Here is a 1,762-nt window from a genome sequence, read left to right on the forward strand (position 1 = left end):
GCATAGAGGGAATGCAAACCCAGTTCTATATCATTGGTGTTTTAACTATTCTTGCGATTCTAGTGACCTTCATATTGGGCTTCGCTTTATCACGAAACATTCTTCGCTCAATTAATGAATGCCTGGCTAATTTTGGTGAAATCGCGAGCGGTAACTATCGAGAAGATATCCATGTCAGTGGTAATAACGAACTAACTGCATTGATGTGTTCACTTAAGTCTATGCAGATCAAAATGGGCTTTGAAGTAGAGGATGCGATTGCTGTTGCTAATGATGGTAGTCGTATCAAGCAAGCCTTAGACGTTTGTAATACCAATGTAATGTTGGCAGATGATCGAATGAACATCATCTACTTGAATGAGTCTGTTCAAAAGATGTTTAAAGATGCTGAAGCGGACTTACAGAATGACTTGCCAAACTTTGATGCCGATAGTTTGCTGGGTGCGAATGCAGATATCTTCCACAAAGACCCAAGCCATCAGCGTGCGGTGATTGAAAATCTTAAAGATACCCACCAGAGTCGGGTGAAAACAGGTGGTCGTGTGTTTGACCTGATGGCTACCCCGGTTATCAATGAGCAAGGGCAACGTTTAGGTACAGTTATTGAGTGGAACGATATCACTGAAGAGTTGAAACGCACTGAAGAAGAGCGTCGCGTAGCCAATGAAAATGCCCGAATGAAGCAGGCGCTTGATAGTGTTTCTGCAAACGTTATGGTTGCAGATGACCAGCTTAATATTATTTATATGAATGATGCGGTTGTTGATACTTTGCGCAATGCCGAGAAGGATATTCAAGCAGAGCTAAGCAATTTTGCTGTTGATAAGATTATTGGCAGTAATATAGACATATTCCATAAGAATCCAGCGCACCAGCGTGGCATGATAGAACGGATGACTGCTGAATACTCTGCAGATATTGTGGTGGGTGGTCGTAATCTAAACCTTGTTGTTAACCCGATTGTTAATGATGAGGGTGAGCGCATTGGTACGGTCGTAGAGTGGGATGATCAAACTGAAGAGCTAAAACGATTGGCTAAAGAGCGTAGTGTCGCTAATGATAATGCGCGTATCAAGCAAGCCTTGGATAGTGTTTCGGCAAATGTCATGGTGGCCAATGCCGACCGCGATATTATCTACATGAATGATGCAGTGATATCGACCTTGCGAAATGCAGAAAGTGACATTCAAAAAGACCTGGGTAATTTCAACGTCAATACCTTGTTAGGAAGCAGTATTGATGTCTTCCATAAGAACCCCTCACACCAGAAACAATTGTTAGAGAGCCTGACGAGTGAGTATTCGGCAAGTCTGAATATTGGTGGCCGTAATATGGACTTGGTTGTGAACCCTATTACAAACGACGATAACGAACGTATTGGTACGGTTGTTGAGTGGGCTGACCGAACTAACGAAGTCGCTATCGAACAAGAAATCGACCGACTTGTTTTTGCGGCGGCAAATGGTGATCTGTCCAAGCGTCTGGACCCTGAAGGTAAAACAGGCTTCTTTGCTAAGTTAGCAGAAGGTTTGAACCAGACTGTTGGAAGTGCAGACTCCTTCTTAGCTGATGTGGGTGAAGTTCTGTCTGCATTATCAGAGGGTGATTTGACCAAGACAATTAGCAGTGAATACCGAGGATCTTTCGGTAAGGTTAAGACAGATGTGAATGCGACGGTGACCAAACTTACCGAGATCATTACGCAGATTCGTGAATCCACGTCGATGGTTCACGAAGCCGCGAACGAAATATCGCAAGGTAA

1 protein-coding gene is annotated in these 1,762 nt (G+C 43.5%); it reads left to right on the forward strand.

Going from position 1 to position 1,762, the window contains the following annotated elements:
- A partial coding sequence (locus A3729_RS12750) for a PAS domain-containing protein (RefSeq protein WP_156497934.1) occupies positions 1-1,762 on the forward strand: 1,762 nt, incomplete at both ends.

It is taken from the genome of Oleiphilus sp. HI0043 (assembly GCF_001634935.1).